We start from the raw sequence: 15,507 nt of genomic DNA, 5'->3' as shown, positions 1-15,507 counted from the left end.
GTGGCGGCACGCGATATGACGCGATACGGTTCCGGCTCGGCCGGTGCGCGCGCGTCGACGCGGGCGGTCCCGGTTCGTGGAAGACCGGGCGGGGCTTGTGCCCCGCCCGTAGGATTTGCGTGGGAAACACCCGATCAGCCCTGGGGGAATCCGTATGCCAGGCGCCATCTACGCCGAAGGTCTGGTGAAGACCTTCGGCGACGTACGGGCTCTGGACGGCGTGGACCTCGATGTCCCCGAAGGAACCGTCCTGGGTCTTCTCGGCCCGAACGGCGCGGGCAAGACCACGGCCGTGCGCGTCCTGACCACCCTCATCCGACCCGACAGCGGCCGAGCCCTCGTCGCGGGGATCGACGTACTGAAGAACCCCGACCAGGTCCGCCGCTCGATCGGCCTCTCCGGCCAGTTCGCCGCGGTGGACGAGTACCTGACCGGCCGCGAGAACCTCCACATGGTCGGCCGGCTCTACCAGATGAGTTCCAAGGCGGCGAAGGCCCGGGCCGCCGAACTGCTGGAACGTTTCCACCTCACCGAAGCCGCCGACCGGACGGCCAAGACCTACTCCGGCGGCATGCGCAGGCGCCTCGACCTCGCGGCCGCCCTCGTCGTCAGCCCGCCCGTGATGTTCATGGACGAGCCGACCACCGGACTCGACCCCCGCAACCGCCAGCAACTGTGGGGCATCATCCAGGAACTCGTCGCGGGGGGCACCACCCTGCTCCTCACCACCCAGTACCTGGAGGAGGCCGACCACCTCGCCCACGACATCTGCGTGGTCGACCAGGGCAAGGTCATCGCGCGCGGCACTTCCGACCAGCTCAAGGCCCGTACCGGCGGCGAGCGGGTGGAGGTCGTCGTCCACGAACGGGACCACATCGCCACGGCGCGCGCGGTGCTCGCCGGCTTCGGCAAGGGCGAGGCCACCGTCGAGGAACACACCCGCAAGCTGACCGTTCCGGTGTCCGGCGGCGCCAAACTGCTCGCCGAGGTCATCCGCGAACTCGACGGCCGGGGCATCGAGATCGACGACATCGGACTGCGCCGACCCACCCTCGACGACGTGTTCATCTCGCTCACCGGCCACGCGGCGGAACGGGACGAGGGCAACGGTGACCCGGACGACGGCACGGCCGGGACCGAGGGCGGCGCGGCGCGGAAGGAGCAGGTGAAGTGAGCGGCATGAGCGACTCCCTGGTCATCGCCCGGCGGAACGTGATCCGCCTCACCAGGATTCCCGAGATGGTCGTCTTCGGGCTGATCCAGCCGATCATGTTCGTGGTGCTGTTCAGCTACGTGTTCGGCGGCTCGATGATGATCGGCGGCTCGACCGACCCCGTCGCCTACCGGAACTTCCTGATGGCCGGCATCTTCGCGCAGACCGTCACCTTCGCCACGGCCGGCGCGGGCGCGGGCATCGCGGACGACATGCACAAGGGCCTGATCGACCGCTTCCGTTCGCTGCCGATGGCCCGGGGCGCGGTCCTCACCGGCCGCACCCTCGCCGACCTCGTGCAGACCGCGATGACCATGGTCGTCCTCGCGATCGTGGCGCTCCTCGTCGGCTGGCGCATCCACGAGGGCGTGCCCAAGGCGCTCGCCGGCTTCGCGCTGCTGCTCCTGCTCGGCTATGCCTTCTCCTGGATCGGCGCGCTGATCGGCCTGTCGGTGCGCACCCCGGAGGCGGCCACCTCGGGCGGGCTGATCTGGCTCTTCCCCGTCACGTTCATCTCCAACGCCTTCGTGCCCACGGAGAACATGGCGAGCTGGCTCCAGCCCATCGCGGAGTGGAACCCCTTCAGCGCCACCGTCCAGGCCTGCCGGGAACTCTTCGGGAACCCCGGCGTCTCCCCGTCCGACGCCTGGCCGATGGTCCACCCGGTCTGGGCGTCGTTGATCTGGTCGGTCGTGATCGTCGCGACCTTCCGCACGCTCGCGGTCCGCAAGTACCGCAGGGCGGCCAACTGAGGCAGGAGCCCGTGCACGCGAGAGCCCCCGCCCGGATCGGTCCGGGCGGGGGCTCTCGACGTACGCGGCTGCTCAGCCGGTGAAGGGCTTGACGTCCAGGATCTTGACGGCGGCCGTCTTGCCGTTGGGCAGCTCGTACGAGGCGTCCTCGCCGATCTTCTTGCCCATCACGCCGGTGCCCAGCGGGGACTGCGGGGAGTAGGTCTCGAAGTCCGAGGACGCGTACTCGCGCGAGGCCAGCAGGAACTCCATGGTGTCGTCCTCGTCGCCGTCGAAGGCGATCTTGACGAGGGTGCCGGGGGCGACCACGCCGTCGGACGCGGGAGCGGTGCCGACCTTGGCGTTCTCCAGGAGCTGGGTCAACTGGCGGACCCGGAGCTCCTGCTTGCCCTGCTCCTCCTTGGCCGCGTGGTAACCGCCGTTCTCACGCAGGTCGCCCTCTTCACGGGCAGCTGCGATCTTGGTGGCGATCTCCGTGCGTGCGGGACCAGAGAGGTAGTCCAGCTCTGCCTTCAGCTGGTCGTACGCCGCCTGGGTCAGCCAGGTGACGCTCTCGCTCGTCTGGGTCACGGGTGCTCCTCGTCGGTACAGGGGACTTCAAAGCCGCCAGCGGCGGACGAAACCACGAGCCTAACAATTCGGGAAGAAAAGGGGGAGGACACCCTGTGTATGAAGTGTGTCATCGCGCGTCGCCGGCCCGGGTGGCGTCGCAGGTCACACGCCTGGTGCGGGATGCGGGGGCAAACTTCCCGGGCGTGGCGCGGTATCGATCCGTAATGAGCGCCACCGATCGTGAACGATCAGTACCGGTCGGTGTCGGGGCGGTGACCCGTGCGGGAGGCCCCGGCCAGGACGCGGCGCCAACCAGGACGCGGCGCCAACCAGGACTCTCGGCCCCCGCTAGGACTTCGCGCCTGCGGCCTGGCAGCCGACCAGGTCGACCGTCGTCGCGCGCCCGGCGGTCTTCAGCGAGACGACCTCGTCCACGCGCGCGTCCCGCTGCCCGAAGGTGAAGTCGGCGCGACCCACCTCGCCGTGCCCCTCGTCCTGCGAGCTGAGGGTGCAGACCCCGGTCACCCCGGCGTCCTTGCGGACCTCCAGGTGCACCTTGACCTCGCTGTCCGACACGATCTGGAACTTGATCACCTCGGCGCTCACGGTCTGCCCGCCGACGTAGTCCCAGCCGATCCAGCCGACCACGCCCAACAGCCCGACCCCGAGCACGGACCCGACGATCTTGAGCTTCCGGTCCGCGCGCTCGTCCGCCGACCGGCCGTAGCGACCCTCGGGCAGCCCCTCGCGCACCGTGCTCATCGATCGTTCCTTTCGCCAGGACCGGGAAGTCGCACTCCTCCGGTCCGGTCACCGTAACCGGAGGATGTCACGCCCCGTGCCCCGGGGCGGAACCCGGGGGCCCGGGCAAAGCGGAATCCGAGGGGCCGGGAAAACCGGCGAAGGGCGGCCCGGGCACGCATTACCTTGGTCGGACCGCATGTACACGGGCACCGCGTGCGGCGCCTCGTCCCCCGGGACGAGCGAGCCGGGAATCTCCCTCGTCTCCGTTTGTTGAGGGGAGGGGTGACCATGCAAGGCGCCCACCGGCCCCCTTTTGCCAGACGAGTACCAGAGGATCCTGTCTTGACCGAGCAGCTTCGACTGATGGCCGTCCACGCCCACCCCGACGACGAGTCGAGCAAGGGCGCGGCCACCATGGCCAAGTACGTGTCCGAAGGGGTGCCCGTGCTGGTGGTGACCTGCACCGGCGGTGAGCGCGGCTCCGTCCTGAACCCCAAGCTCCAGGGGGACAAGTACATCGAGGAGCACATCCACGAGGTCCGCGCCAAGGAGATGGACGAGGCCCGCGAGATCCTCGGCATCGAGCAGGAGTGGCTGGGCTACGTCGACTCCGGGCTTCCCGAGGGCGACCCGCTGCCGCCGCTTCCCGAGGGCTGCTTCGCGCTCGCCGACGTCGACGAGGCCGCCGGCCGCCTGGTGAAGAAGATCCGCGCCTTCCGGCCGCAGGTCGTCACCACGTATGACGAGAACGGCGGGTACCCGCACCCCGACCACATCATGACCCACCAGATCTCGATGGTGGCCTTCGATGGCGCCGCGGACACCGAGAAGTACCCGGAGGCCGAGTTCGGCCCCGCCTACCAGCCGCGGAAGCTCTACTACAACCAGGGCTTCAACAAGCCGCGCACCGTCGCCCTGCACGAGGCGCTGCTCGCCCGCGGCCTGGAGTCCCCCTACGGGGAGTGGCTGGAGCGCTGGAAGGAGTTCGAGCGCACCGAACGCACGCTGACCACGCACGTCCCCTGCGCGGACTTCTTCGAGATCCGTGACAAGGCGCTGATCGCGCACGCCACGCAGATCGACCCGGACGGCGGCTGGTTCCGCGTTCCGATGGAGATCCAGAAGGAGGTCTGGCCGACCGAGGAGTACGAGCTGGCGAAGTCGCTCGTGGACACTTCCCTCCCCGAGTCCGACCTCTTCGCGGGCATCCGGGAGAATGCGTAGTCATGAGCGCTACGCAGGAAGCAATCGCCCAGCTCCTCCCGCTGGCCGGCGACACCTTCGACAAGAACAAGGTGACCCCGGGCATCCTCGGGTTCATCGTGTTCGCGGCCCTCGCCCTCGGGGTGTGGGGCCTGATGAAGTCCATGAGCCGGCACATGGGTCGGGTGGACTTCAAGGAAGCCCCCGAGCCGGCGGCCAAGGGCGCCGCGCCGGAGGGCACACGGGCCCCGTAGGCCCGTGAGCCGCCCGTGAGCCCGAGGCCCCGCGCGGACCGCGGCGCGGGGCACCTCGCGCGGACCGCCGCATCGCAGGGCACCCCGCGGCGGCCACCGCCCCACCCGTCGACCGGTGGGGCGGCGGACGTCCGCGCCCCCGCGCCGCCCCGGGCACCGGGACCCTTCCGGGCCCCGTCGCCACCGGCCCGGGACCCGTCTGGGCCACCGGTCCGGGACCCGTCTGGGCCACCGGTCCGGGACCCGTCTAGGCCACCGGCCGGACCGGTACCCCCATGACCTCCCGCGACCGCAGGTTCGGGACCATGCCCAGGCGCCACGCCTGCCAGCCCTCCGCCGGATCCACGCCCCGCCCCAGGATCACCCCGTACGTCTCCAGGCAGTCCTCCAGCCGCCGGTCACGCAGCCGGTGCGGGGCCGCCACCAGCCGCGCCAGCTCCACCCGCGCCTCGTCCACGGCCCCCGGGCCCGGCGGGACGCCGTACGGCAGCATCGTGCAGCGCAGGAAGCGGGCCCAGTCCTCGCCGCGCAGGTCCCCGTACGAGGCGAACAGCCCGGCCGCCTCCTCGCACAGGCCCAGGGCCTGCGGGACCCGCGCGTTGCCCGCGTCCACGATCGCCAGCTCCAGGCAGGTCCAGCCCTCCCCGTGGGCCAGCCCGATCCGCCGGAAGTCGGCCCGCGCGTCCACCAGCAGCTGGCGGGCGAAACCTGAGTTCCTCAGGTTCCCCGTCCGCGCCGCCCGCTGGTCACGCGTCACCCGACCCGAATGGTGCCGGGCATGCGCCAACCCGTACACGTCCCGCATCCGCGAGAACATCGTCCGGGCCCGCTCCAGCTCCCGCACCGCCTCGTCGCGCTCACCGTCCTCCTCCAACGCCTGCCCGAGGTAGTACAGCGTCCACGCCTCGCCGCGCGCGTCCTCCGCCAGCCGGTGCCGCGCCAGCGCGTCCCGCAACCGCTCCAGCGCCGGCCCCGGGTCCCCGTCCACCACCCGGGCCCGACCCAGCTGGGTCAGCGCCCAGGCCTGGCCGCGGTCGTCACGGGTGCGCCCGTACATCTCCAGGGCCGACCGCAGCTCCTGCTCCGCCCGCTCCGGCGCGCCCATCCGCAGGTACACCTGCCCCAGCTGGAAGTGCGCCCACGCCTCCCCGTGCACGCTCTCGCTCTCCCGGTGCAGGGCGAGGGACCGCTCCAACAGGGCCAACGCCTCCCCGAGCTCCGCCCGATCGCGCTGCACCGCCGCCAGCGCGTGCAACCCCCACGCCCGGTCGCCCGCCAGCTCCGGCGGCTCCTGGAGGACCAGCGCCTCGCGCAGCCGGACGGCGGCCTCCGGGAGATTGCCCTGGTGGTGCAAGGTGATGCCCAACGACACCAGGGCCATCGCCGCCCCCGCCTCCTGCTCGGCCTCCATGTACTGGTCGACGACCGAGGTCAGGGTCGTACGGGCCTTGTCCAGGTCGCCGAGCTGGCGCGCGGCGATGCCCGTGCGCCACTGCACCGAGCGCGCCATCCTGCCGCCCCGGCCCGGCTCCCCGCGCTGCCCGGCCTCCACGGCCTGCGTCAGCTCGTTGATCTCGCCCAGCCGGTACAGGTCCCCGCGCAGCAGGCAGAAGTCACAGAGCGCTCCCAGCAGGTCCAGCACCGCCTGCTGGTCCACGTCCTGCGAATGCCGCAGCGCCGCCGTGATGAAGCTCGACTCGTCGTCCAGCCAGCGCAGCGCCGCGTCCAACGAGGCGAAACCGTGCCCGCCGAAGTGGTTGGCGCGGGTGGACATCTTCCCGTCGACCATCCGGATCACCGAGTCCGCGAGCTGCGCGTAGTTGCGGATCAGCCGCTCGTGCGCGGCCGCGGCCTCCGCCCGGTCCTCGTCGGCCGCCAACCGCGCCGCCGCGTACGCGCGCACCGCGTCGTGCATCCGGTACCGCTCCCCGCGCACCGGATCCAGCAGGCCCGCCCGCGCCAGCTCGCGCAGCAGCCGTCCCGCCTCCGCCTGGTCCGCGTCGATCAGCGCCGCCGCCGCGGACGGCCCGAGCGAGGCCCGACCGGCCAGCGTCAGGCGCCGCAACAGCCGACGCCGCTCCTCGGGCAGCCGTACGTACGCCAGGTCCAGCGCGTGCTCCAAGGTGCCACCGGAGCCCCCGGCGCCGCCGACCTCCCCCAAGGGGGCCAGCACGCGGAGCGCCAACGGCAGCCCCGCGCCGAGCCCCAGCAGCTCCCGCGCCGCCTCCTCCCCGTACGCGGGCCCGCCCGCCGCCTCCGCGCCGGCGCGCAGCACCTCGGCCGCCTCCGGCTCCGACAGGCGCGCCACGGGAAGCTGGTGCACCCACGCCGCCAGATCCGCGGACAACTCCAACGGGCCCGGGGCCGTCACCAGGACCAGACTGTCGGACCGCTCCGGAACCAGCGTCCGCACCTGCGCCGCGTCCACCGCGTCGTCCACCACCACCGTCACCGGCAGCCCCTGGAGGTGCTGGTGGTACAACTCCCCGAGCCGGCGGACCTGCTGCTCCGCGGAGGCCCCCTCACGGAACAACAACTGCTCGCGCGGGGCGCCCAGCCGGTTCAGCAGGTGCAACAGCGCCTCCCGCGTCGACAACGGGGCCTCCGCGGCGTCGCCGTGGGGGGACCCGCCCCGCAGGTCCACCACGCACGCGCCCCGGAACTGGTCCCGCAGCGCGTGCGCCGCCCGCAACGCCAACGCGGTGCGCCCCGAACCGGGCTCCCCGTGCAACACCACGACCACCGGCCGCGTCTCGGTGCTCGCCCGCGCCGCCTGCACCCACTGCGCGATGCGCGTCAGCTCCGCCCGACGCCCGGTGAACCCCACGTCCGACAGCGGGAGTTGCCCGAACGACTGCTCCAGCACACTGCGCCGCCGCGCCTGCGCGCTGCGATCGGTGCCGCGCAACGCGGGGCCCGAGCCCGTCGCCTGCTTGACGAGACCGACCGCGCCGCCGTTGACGCCCGTCCGAGCGCGCGGCGGATTGCGCACCGCCGTCGCCACCAGGCGCTGCTGCTCCAGGAAGGGCCGGATCCCGCGCACCTCCAACACCGACAGCCACTGCAGGCGCAACTGCTCCGGACCGCCCGGCCTGCCCGCCTCCCCGGCCCGCCGGTTCGCCGCCGGCAGGTGAAGGGCCGTCACCTTCGCCGCCGTCGTGGCCGCCCCCGCGACGCCCACGACGATGCCCGTGCCGAAAGCCGTACCGGCGGCCACGCCGAAGGCCAGGTCCGCGCCCACGGCCGCGACCGCCCCGACCGCCGTGACCAGCAACGCCGTCGAACTGTTCGCACGCCGGAACGCCTCGCCCAGCGACTGGTCCCCGGCCGCCGCCTCGTCCACGGCGCGCGCGTAGGCCTCGTACTCCTCGGAGGCGCTCGCGGCGATCGCGTCCAGGGACTCCCGGCCGCGCGCCAACAGGGCCGCCCTGTCGAACGGCGCCCCCGGAGCGGCCCGGCGCCCCTCCTCGTCCACGGCTCGCTCCAGAAGCCGTTCGGCCTCCACACGATGACTGTCCCGCATCGGCATCCCCCTCAGAGCGCTCCGGCAACGTGCCCCAAGTGTCCTGCGGGACGGTCGCGAGCGCGAGTGAATCCGAACCGGTTCAGCGGGAGTTGGCGCGACTTCGGTCGCCGGCGTGCATATATGTACGTCCTGTCCCGACGAGCCACCCGGGCGGATCGGTACGCTGATCCGAACATCCGACAGTGTGCCGGGGGGGGCGACACGATGACGGTGAGGCCGACGCGCGCCGCCGAGCACCGCCGCACCCCACCCGCCGCCCTGAGCGCCGCGCTCTGCGCCGCCCTGTCCACGGCGCTCCTCACGGGCGGCTGCGCGGCCACCCCGCGCGGATTCGCCGTACGGTACGAGACCCCCGCCGCAGGCGACGAGCGCGAGGCCGCCTTCCTGCGGGACGGCACACACGCCGAACGGGCCGTCACCCGACTGAACGCCTACCTCGACCTCCCCCACCGGGTCGCCGTCGTCGCCCGCTCCTGCGCCGGCGAGGGCACCTCCTACGACCCCGCCGCACACCGGATCGACCTCTGCTACGACGACATGGCGCAGGACCGGGAACTCCTCACGACGGACGGCAAGGTCGGCGCGATCGTGGCCGAGAGCGTCTACCACGAAGCCGGCCACGCCCTCGTCGACGCCCTCGAACTCCCCGTCGGACCCGACCCCGACGAGGAGAACGCCGCCGACCGGTTCGCGGCGCTGATGCTGCTCCGCGAGGGCCCCGAAGGGGAACGCGCCCTGCGGACCGCCGCCGAGGAGTACGAGCTGCTCGCGGCCCGGGAGCAGGACGCCGACCCCGGCGAGGACGAACACGCCCCACCGGCCGACCGCGCCGCCGCCTACCTCTGCCTCCTGCACGGCGCGGCCCCCGACCGCCACCCCGACCTCGCCGCCCGCACCCGAGCCTGCACCCCGACCTGGCCCGCCACCCGCACCGACTGGGAACGCGACCTGGCCCCGGTGCTCAGGTGAGGAGCGCCCCTCAGTCGGTGGACTCCAGATCGAACTCCCGGTTGAGGATCTCCAGCGTCGCGGTGTTGCGGAGTTTGCAGGCGGAGTTCTGATTGGCGAACATGCCGGTCCTCTTGATGCCATTGCTGCGGTCCCGGGTGCGGATCCACCGGACCGGTACGACGTACTCCGTCAGGCTCGGGTCGCCGTCATCGCCGGGATGGCGGTACGTGCCCGTGAGCTCCAGTGCGGACAAGACCTGATCGGCCCCTTCGGATTCGACGCGGGCGTCCGCGAAGGGGGTCGCCGGACCGGTGACTTCGCCGACCCCCACATATCCCTCCCCCGGTATGTAGGCGAACACCCGGGCCCCGATCGGCAGGCCGCGCAGGGTACGGGTGAACCAGTCACCGCCTCCTGCCGAGACGAAGCCGTGCGTCCTCGCGTCCTCCCACGACCGGACATCGCCGTCGCCGAAGGACACGTACCAGTCCCGGCCGTTCCACGGCTCGCGGGGGGCCGCCTTGCCGGTGGTGGCCGGAGCGGTACGGCTTTCGTCGAGGAGCCAACTGCGCGCGAGATACCGAGTGTCCCCGTCGGCGTAGTAGCGGAAGAAGACGGCGTTGGCGGGCACGCCGAGGCTGTTGAGGTACTCGAGGATCCGCTCGGTGGCGGGATCGAGTTCCGCAGCGACCACCGTGAGCCGGTGACCCACGTTCAAGGCCTCGGGAGCCGGCATTCCGAAACGCTCTTCGAACGCGGCCTCGAAACTGACATCGGGATCGGACCGGTAGTCGGCGTACAGGTCGAGAATCGCGGTGTGGGACAGCTTCTGGACCCAGGAGCCGTAGTCCAGCGCCTGGGCGAGCACGTCACGCGGTGTACGAGCCTTCTTCAGTTCCAAGACCCGCACGATGCCCTCGGCGTCGACCGCGAGCAGATCGATCCTGCCGCCGTGGGTGGTGACCACCTGGCGTCCGATGAGGAGCAGCGTCTCCCCGAGGATGTCCGGATCGGACTCGATCATGTCCTCGAGGGTGTTCTCGGAGGGCATCGCCGCCGATTGAAGCGGCTGCGCCCGCCCGTCGTCGACCCGCCACAGGGCAATCTCCGTGGGCATCCGCTCTCCTCGCGCTCCGCCTCGCCTGGCCAGACCCTAGCAACCGAGAGAGGAGTTGAACCCGAGTCACGAGAGCCGGCAGTGATGGTCTCGCCGTCGAGGTGACGAAGCGCGCGCAGAGCTCGAGCACGGCAGAGCCTGCGGTCGCCTCTTCCGGTGGTGCGGCAGGATGGGCCCATGTCGAACCGCCTCGCGAACGAGACCTCGCCGTATCTGCTCCAGCACGCCGACAACCCGGTCGACTGGTGGCCCTGGTCGCCGGAGGCGTTCGCGGCGGCGCGCGAGCGTGGGGTGCCGGTGCTGCTCAGCGTGGGGTATTCGAGCTGTCACTGGTGCCACGTCATGGCCCACGAGTCCTTCGAGGACGAGCTGACCGCCGCCTACATGAATGAGCACTTCGTCAACGTCAAGGTGGACCGCGAGGAGCGGCCCGACGTCGACGCCGTCTACATGGAGGCCGTGCAGGCGGCGACCGGCCAGGGCGGCTGGCCCATGACCGTGTTCCTCAACGCCGAGGCCGAACCGTTCTACTTCGGCACCTACTTCCCGCCCGAGCCCCGGCACGGCATGCCCTCCTTCACCCAGGTGCTCGAAGGCGTGCGCACCGCGTGGGTCGGCCGACCCGAGGAGGTCGCCGAAGTCGCGCGGCGCATCACGCGGGACCTGTCCGAGCGGCAGTTGGACTACGGCAAGGCCGAGACCCCCGGACCCGAGGGGGCGGCGCGGGCCCTGCTCGCGCTGACGCGGGAGTACGACGCCACCCACGGCGGGTTCGGCGGGGCGCCGAAGTTCCCGCCGTCCATGGTGTTGGAGTTCCTGCTGCGCCACCATGCCCGGACCGGGGCGGAGGGTGCCCTGCAGATGGCCGCGGACACCTGCGAGGCCATGGCCCGCGGCGGGATCTACGACCAGTTGGGCGGCGGGTTCGCCCGGTACTCGGTGGACCGGGAGTGGGTCGTCCCGCACTTCGAGAAGATGCTCTATGACAACGCGCTGCTGTGCCGCGTCTACGCCCACCTCTGGCGCTCCACCGGGTCGGAGCTCGCCCGCCGGGTCGCGCTGGAGACCGCCGACTTCATGGTCCGGGAGCTGCGTACCCGCGAGGGCGGTTTCGCCTCCGCGCTCGACGCCGACAGCGAGGACCCGGTGAGCGGCCGGCACGTGGAGGGCGCGTACTACGCCTGGACGCCCGCGCAGTTGCGCGCGGTCCTCGGCGAGGAGGACGGGGAGGCGGCCGCCTCCTGCTTCGGGGTGACGCAGGAGGGGACCTTCGAGCACGGCGCGTCCGTGCTGCAACTGCCGCAGGACGGGCCGACCCTGGACGGGGCGAGGTTCGCCGACATCAAGGCCCGGTTGCTCGCGGCGCGCTCCGGGCGGCCCGCGCCCGGCCGGGACGACAAGGTGGTGGCCGCCTGGAACGGGCTGGCGATCGCGGCGCTCGCCGAGTGCGGGGCGTACTTCGATCGGCTGGACCTCGTCGAGCGGGCCACGGAGGCGGCCGACCTGCTGGTGCGCGTCCACTTCGACGCGACGGCCGGGCCCCGCCTGGCCCGCACCAGCAAGGACGGGAACGTCGGCCCGAACGCCGGGGTGCTGGAGGACTACGGCGACGTCGCGGAGGGTTTCCTGGCGCTGGCCTCGGTGACCGGCGAGGGGGTGTGGCTGGAGTTCGCCGGCTTCCTCGTGGACCTGGTGCTGGACCGGTTCACCGCCGAGGACGGGTCGTTGTACGACACCGCGCACGACGCCGAGAAGCTGATCCGGCGTCCCCAGGACCCGACGGACACGGCCGCGCCCTCGGGTTGGACCGCCGCCGCCGGGGCGCTCCTCTCGTACGCCGCGCAGACGGGGTCGCAGGCGCACCGCACGGCCGCCGAGCGGGCGCTCGGGGTGGTTCAGGCGCTCGGGCCGCGGGTCCCGCGTTTCATCGGGCACGGGCTGGCGGTCGCGGAGGCGCTGATGGACGGGCCGCGCGAGGTGGCCGTGGTGGGCCATCCGGAGGATCCGGCGACGGCGGCGCTGCACCGGACGGCGCTGCTGGGTACGGCTCCGGGCGCGGTGGTGGCGGTCGGACTGCCACGGGCTGCGGACGGCGGCGCGGCGGAGTTCCCCCTGCTGGCCGACCGCGCGTTGAAGGACGACCTCCCGACGGCGTACGTCTGCCGGCACTTCGTCTGCGCCCGCCCCACGACCGAACCGGCCGAACTGGCCGAGCAGGTGGGCGGCGCGCGTCCCTGACGGGCGCGGTCCGGCGTCGTGTCCGGTGGCATCGCCACCGGACACGGCCGTCCGGCGACGTCAGTGCTGGTAGGCGGCGAGGGAGATGCCCACGTAGTGGGCGACGAAGGCCGCGAGGGTCAGCGAGTGGAACACCTCGTGGAAGCCGAAGAAGCGGGGGGAGGGGTTGGGGCGCTTCATGCCGTAGATGACCCCTCCGACGCTGTAGAGCAGCCCGCCGACGATCACCAGGACGAGGACGGCGATGCCGCCGGTCCGCATGAAGTCGGGGAGGAAGAAGACGGCGGCCCAGCCCATCGCGATGTAGCAGGGCGTGTACAGCCAGCGCGGGGCGCCGACCCAGAAGACGCGGAAGGCGATGCCGGCGCCGGCGGCGATCCACACCGCCCACAGCAGGGTCCGCCCCGTGGAGGGCGGGAGCAGCAGGACGGTCAGCGGGGTGTAGGTGCCCGCGATGATCAGGAAGATGTTGGCGTGGTCGAGCCGGCGCAGGATCGCCTCGCCGCGGGGGCCCCAAGTGCCGCGGTGGTAGACCGCGCTGACGCCGAAGAGCAGGCAGGCCGTGAGGATGTAGACCCCGCAGGCGACGCGCGCCTCGGTGGAGTCGGTGAAGGCCATCAGGGCGAGACCGGCGACGAGCACGGCGGGGAACATTCCCAGGTGGAGCCAGCCGCGCAGGAGCGGCTTGTCTTCCAGGGCGGACTCGACGGCCTCGACGGCCTCGACGACCGGGTGGGCCTCGACGACCGGGTGGGCCTGGTCGGCCGGGGTGGCCTCGGAGGCCGGAGCAGCGGCGGCGTCAGAAGTCATGCCCACATGCTACCTACGGGTCCGTAGGTATCCGGCAGTCCTCTTTACGGAAGATTGACGCGAGTGGCGATGCTCACGTGAGAAGCCCCCTGGACATATGCGCACATGCACCGGATGATCAGATGAGTGCGGTCGGCACCGGATGAGCGGAGCGCGAAGCGTCCGGGTCGCAGCCCCCACGGGGCAAACACCAACAAACCCCTCAACAAGGAGCGATCGTGGCGCGCGACAACGCGGCTCCCACTTCCAACCCGACGCAGCACAAGGCGTTGACCTCCTGGGTCGACGAGATCGCCGCCCTCACCGAGCCGGACCGGATCGTCTGGTGTGACGGATCCGAGGCCGAGTACGAGCGCCTGTGCGAGGAGCTCGTCGCCCAGGGCACGTTCAAGAAGCTCGACCCGGCCAAGCGCCCGAACTCGTACTACGCCGCCTCCGACCCCTCCGACGTCGCGCGCGTCGAGGACCGGACCTTCATCTGCTCCGAGAAGGAGGAGGACGCGGGCCCGACCAACCACTGGAAGGCCCCGGCCGAGATGAAGGCCCTCTTCACCGGCACGGACGGCGGCGAGGGCATCTTCCGCGGCTCGATGAAGGGCCGGACGATGTACGTCGTCCCGTTCTGCATGGGCCCCCTCGGCTCCGAGCTGTCCGCGATCGGCGTCGAGATCACCGACTCCGCCTACGTCGCGGTCGCCATGCGCACCATGACCCGCATGGGACAGCCCGTCCTGGACGAACTCGGCACCGACGGGTTCTTCGTCAAGGCCGTCCACACCCTCGGCGCTCCGCTCGCCGAGGGCCAGGCGGACGTGCCGTGGCCCTGCAACACCACCAAGTACATCTCGCACTTCCCCGAGACCCGCGAGATCTGGTCCTACGGTTCGGGCTACGGCGGCAACGCCCTGCTCGGCAAGAAGTGCTACGCCCTGCGCATCGCGTCCGTCATGGCCCGCGACGAGGGCTGGCTGGCCGAGCACATGCTGATCCTCAAGCTCACCCCGCCGCAGGGTGAGGCCAAGTACATCGCCGCCGCCTTCCCCTCCGCCTGCGGCAAGACGAACCTCGCCATGCTGGAGCCCACGATCCCCGGCTGGACCGTGGAGACCGTCGGTGACGACATCGCCTGGATGCGCTTCGGCGAGGACGGTCGCCTGTACGCGATCAACCCCGAGGCCGGTTTCTTCGGCGTCGCGCCCGGCACCGGCGAGCACACCAACGCCAACGCCATGAAGACGATGTACGCCAACACCGTCTTCACCAACGTCGCGCTCACCGACGACGGTGACGTCTGGTGGGAGGGCATGACCGAGACCTCGCCCGCCCACCTGATCGACTGGAAGGGCAACGACTGGACCCCGGACAGCGAGACCCCGGCGGCCCACCCCAACGCCCGGTTCGCCGTCCCCGCCTCCCAGTGCCCGACGATCGCCCCCGAGTGGGAGGACCCCAAGGGCGTCCCGATCTCCGCGATCCTCTTCGGCGGCCGCCGCGCCTCCGCCGTGCCGCTGGTCACCGAGTCCTTCGACTGGAACCACGGCGTCTTCATCGGCTCGAACATCGCCTCCGAGAAGACCGCCGCCGCCGAGGGCAAGGTCGGCGAGCTGCGCCGCGACCCCTTCGCCATGCTGCCGTTCTGCGGCTACAACATGGGTGACTACATGGGCCACTGGGTCGACGTCGCCAAGGACAAGGACCAGGCCAAGCTCCCGAAGATCTACTACGTGAACTGGTTCCGCAAGAACGACGCGGGCAAGTTCGTGTGGCCGGGCTTCGGTGAGAACAGCCGCGTCCTGAAGTGGATCGTCGAGCGCCTCGACGGCACCGCCGAGGGCGTCGAGACCCCGATCGGCGTCCTGCCGACCGTGGCCTCCCTCGACACCGACGGCCTGGACCTGCCGGCCGCCGACCTGGACTTCCTCCTCACGGTCGACAAGGAGATCTGGCGCGACGAGGCCGCGCTGGTCCCCGAGCACCTCAACACCTACGGCGACCACACGCCGAAGGAACTGTGGGACCAGTACCACGCGCTCGTCGAGCGCCTGGGCTGACCCGCCCGCCCCCACCCGGGGGACCGAGAACGTGGGAGCCCCCGACCAAGCGGTTCCCACCGCAGCACGTGACCATCGTCAGGAGCGTCCGCGCTC

Annotated in this window: 12 protein-coding genes; 7 read left to right on the top strand and 5 right to left on the bottom strand. The window is 71.7% G+C overall.

What is annotated here, in order from left to right; all coding sequences use genetic code 11:
• Positions 1–154 precede the first annotated feature (154 nt).
• Positions 155–1,174, top strand: a complete 1,020-nt coding sequence (locus ACIRO3_RS03395) for an ATP-binding cassette domain-containing protein (RefSeq protein WP_404131889.1) — start codon at positions 155–157, stop codon at positions 1,172–1,174.
• 5 nt (positions 1,175–1,179) lie between these two features.
• Positions 1,180–1,965, top strand: a complete 786-nt coding sequence (locus tag ACIRO3_RS03390; RefSeq protein WP_361772146.1) for an ABC transporter permease — start codon at positions 1,180–1,182, stop codon at positions 1,963–1,965.
• Between the two features lie 72 nt (positions 1,966–2,037).
• On the opposite strand, the gene greA is transcribed toward ACIRO3_RS03390, so the two are convergent.
• Complete coding sequence (gene greA / locus ACIRO3_RS03385) at positions 2,038–2,535, bottom strand: transcription elongation factor GreA (RefSeq protein ID WP_053682166.1); 498 nt, start codon at positions 2,533–2,535, stop codon at positions 2,038–2,040.
• Between the two features lie 330 nt (positions 2,536–2,865).
• Entirely contained in the window at positions 2,866–3,279 is a 414-nt protein-coding gene (locus tag ACIRO3_RS03380) for a DUF4307 domain-containing protein (RefSeq protein WP_361771962.1), read from the bottom strand.
• Between the two features lie 324 nt (positions 3,280–3,603).
• On the opposite strand from ACIRO3_RS03380, the gene mca reads away from it, so the two are divergent.
• Both mca and ACIRO3_RS03370 read left to right on the top strand, forming a co-directional pair.
• Positions 3,604–4,485: a mycothiol conjugate amidase Mca gene (gene mca / locus ACIRO3_RS03375; protein ID WP_361771963.1), complete on the top strand. Its 882-nt coding sequence runs from the start codon at positions 3,604–3,606 to the stop codon at positions 4,483–4,485.
• 2 nt (positions 4,486–4,487) lie between these two features.
• Positions 4,488–4,718: a hypothetical protein gene (locus ACIRO3_RS03370; protein WP_365998025.1), complete on the top strand. Its 231-nt coding sequence runs from the start codon at positions 4,488–4,490 to the stop codon at positions 4,716–4,718.
• A gap of 247 nt (positions 4,719–4,965) precedes the next feature.
• Here ACIRO3_RS03370 and ACIRO3_RS03365 read toward each other — a convergent pair whose 3' ends face one another.
• The gene (locus ACIRO3_RS03365) at positions 4,966–8,241 is read right to left on the bottom strand and encodes a tetratricopeptide repeat protein (protein ID WP_404131885.1); all 3,276 of its coding nucleotides are present in this window, start codon (positions 8,239–8,241) and stop codon (positions 4,966–4,968) included.
• A gap of 207 nt (positions 8,242–8,448) precedes the next feature.
• On the opposite strand from ACIRO3_RS03365, the gene ACIRO3_RS03360 reads away from it, so the two are divergent.
• The gene (locus ACIRO3_RS03360; RefSeq protein ID WP_404131883.1) at positions 8,449–9,213 is read left to right on the top strand and encodes a DUF4344 domain-containing metallopeptidase; all 765 of its coding nucleotides are present in this window, start codon (positions 8,449–8,451) and stop codon (positions 9,211–9,213) included.
• 10 nt (positions 9,214–9,223) lie between these two features.
• On the opposite strand, the gene ACIRO3_RS03355 is transcribed toward ACIRO3_RS03360, so the two are convergent.
• Entirely contained in the window at positions 9,224–10,312 is a 1,089-nt protein-coding gene (locus ACIRO3_RS03355) for an endonuclease NucS domain-containing protein (RefSeq protein ID WP_404131881.1), read from the bottom strand.
• 177 nt (positions 10,313–10,489) lie between these two features.
• Between ACIRO3_RS03355 and ACIRO3_RS03350 the strand changes: the two genes are divergently transcribed.
• Positions 10,490–12,550, top strand: coding sequence for a thioredoxin domain-containing protein (locus tag ACIRO3_RS03350; protein WP_404131879.1), 2,061 nt, complete (start codon positions 10,490–10,492; stop codon positions 12,548–12,550).
• Positions 12,551–12,610: 60 nt separating this feature from the next.
• On the opposite strand, the gene ACIRO3_RS03345 is transcribed toward ACIRO3_RS03350, so the two are convergent.
• The gene (locus ACIRO3_RS03345) at positions 12,611–13,360 is read right to left on the bottom strand and encodes a hemolysin III family protein (protein ID WP_404131877.1); all 750 of its coding nucleotides are present in this window, start codon (positions 13,358–13,360) and stop codon (positions 12,611–12,613) included.
• 218 nt (positions 13,361–13,578) lie between these two features.
• Here ACIRO3_RS03345 and ACIRO3_RS03340 point away from each other — a divergent pair, with 218 nt between their 5' ends.
• On the top strand, positions 13,579–15,411 hold the full coding sequence (locus ACIRO3_RS03340; protein WP_404131875.1) for a phosphoenolpyruvate carboxykinase (GTP): 1,833 nt from the start codon (positions 13,579–13,581) through the stop codon (positions 15,409–15,411).
• The last annotated feature ends 96 nt before the right edge of the window (positions 15,412–15,507 follow it).

This window comes from Streptomyces sp. NPDC102278, assembly GCF_044766345.1.
In the GTDB taxonomy this organism is placed as follows: Bacteria; Actinomycetota; Actinomycetes; order Streptomycetales; family Streptomycetaceae; genus Streptomyces.
The sequence above is the reverse complement of the archived record's forward strand: the minus strand, read 5'-3'. Positions and strand labels throughout refer to the sequence as shown.